The following is a 1,526-nucleotide window of genomic DNA, read 5'->3' on the forward strand; positions in this document are numbered from 1 at the left end:
CTAGCCTCGATCTTTCGCGAGGGTCCGCCGACGGAGTCGGTGGACCCTTTCGCTTTCCGGAGCTGATGGTGGGCAGGCCGACGGCCCGGTTGTCGCGTCGGGTGGGCGCCAGGTTTGGCCCTGACGTTGTTAAACGGGTTCTGGCAGCGATCACGGGGAGCCGTCACGGTGGGTCACATGCTCGCTGGCCCGGTGTCTCCTCGTGTGGGCGTGCCGATTACGAGAACTCTGCCGATGTTGTGTCTGGCCATCGGTTTCAGCCGTTGCCGGTGTCCACGGGGAACGTTGCTTCGTCGAGTGCAGCTCGAGCTGTTGTGGCGAAAGCGCCGATGCGTTCGGAAACTCTGGTCACCTCGACTGCATGCCGTTCCACGAACTTGACGTTATGGTCGGGTGCTCCCTCTGCGGAGTCGCGCCATGCGAGCAACGTCGTGTGCATCGAGTGGAGTGCAGTCTTGACGCCGTTGGCTGCTTGTTCCACAGACTCGGGCCCTTCGACCGCAAGAGCAGCCCAGGTTGCCTGCACTTCTCCTAGTTTGTCGTGTGCGTCATGGAGATGGTGGTCAGCCCCTTCCGTATCCACATCGCCGATCAGGGCGCGTGCGGCCTGCTTCAGGGAGTTGCGCGTCTCATTGGCGGGAGCGAGAAAGGCGCTGTAGGCGTCGCGCCGGGCCTGCCTGCGCCAATGCGCGTGGTCAACTCTGGCCTGGGCCCCAATCTGCTGCCGGCTCGACCACCCGGATATTGCCGATGCGGAGACGGTTCCGAGGACGCCTACCGTTGCCCCCAGCAGTGCTGCGATTCCCTGATCCACAGAGAGATTGTGCATGCGTCGGTCTGCTTGTGTCCGGAAGGTGGCGGCTGTCGATCACAGGGAGCTTTCACGATCGGGGTTGTGTTTGGGTCCCCGGCTCGTGCCGGGTGCGCTGTACCGCACCGATCGTATTTGACGCTCCATCATGTCTTTCGGGATCTGAATGGAACGGCTTGGCACAGTCGACGTCCTGGACGTGGATGGACATGAACTCTCTTGGCAGGACGTGCTGTTCGCGGGGATCGCGGTGTTCGCCGAGGCGACCGTGTGCGACACAGGGGCGGTGATCGTGCGGGCTCATGGCCGGGCCCGGGAAGGAAACTGTCTGAGCTGCGGCCGACCGTCGTCTCGGGTACACGATCGCTACCGACGGCAGTTGCAGGACGTGCCGCTGGCCGCCCGGCCAGTCCGCATCGTGCTGGAGGTCCGCCGGTTCGTTTGCGTGAACACGGAGTGCGGGCAGAGGACGTTCGCCGAGCAGATCCCGGGCTTCACCAGCCCGTTCGCCCGCTGCACGGACCGACTGGGGGCATTGCTGAACGTGATCGCACTGGCACTGGCCGGCCGTGCCGGAGCGCGCATGGCCATGGCGCTGGGCATCACGGCGGGGCGGATGGGGCTGCTGAACCGGGTGCGGGCGATGCCCGACCCGTCGTACGGCACTCCGCGCGTGCTGGGGGTGGACGACTTCGCGATCAAACGCGGCCACACC

Annotated in this window: 2 protein-coding genes; one reads left to right on the forward strand and one right to left on the reverse strand. The window is 65.2% G+C overall.

Going from position 1 to position 1,526, the window contains the following annotated elements:
- Positions 1 to 256: 256 nt before the first annotated feature.
- The gene (locus ABT063_RS52010; RefSeq protein ID WP_351069380.1) at positions 257 to 814 is read right to left on the reverse strand and encodes a hypothetical protein; all 558 of its coding nucleotides are present in this window, start codon (positions 812 to 814) and stop codon (positions 257 to 259) included.
- 196 nt (positions 815 to 1,010) lie between these two features.
- Here ABT063_RS52010 and ABT063_RS52015 point away from each other — a divergent pair.
- Positions 1,011 to 1,526 (forward strand): transposase family protein (locus tag ABT063_RS52015; protein WP_351069383.1); only part of this gene is annotated, 516 nt, incomplete at its 3' end.

Source organism: Streptomyces sp. NPDC002838 (assembly GCF_040295365.1).
Lineage (GTDB): Bacteria > Actinomycetota > Actinomycetes > Streptomycetales > Streptomycetaceae > Streptomyces.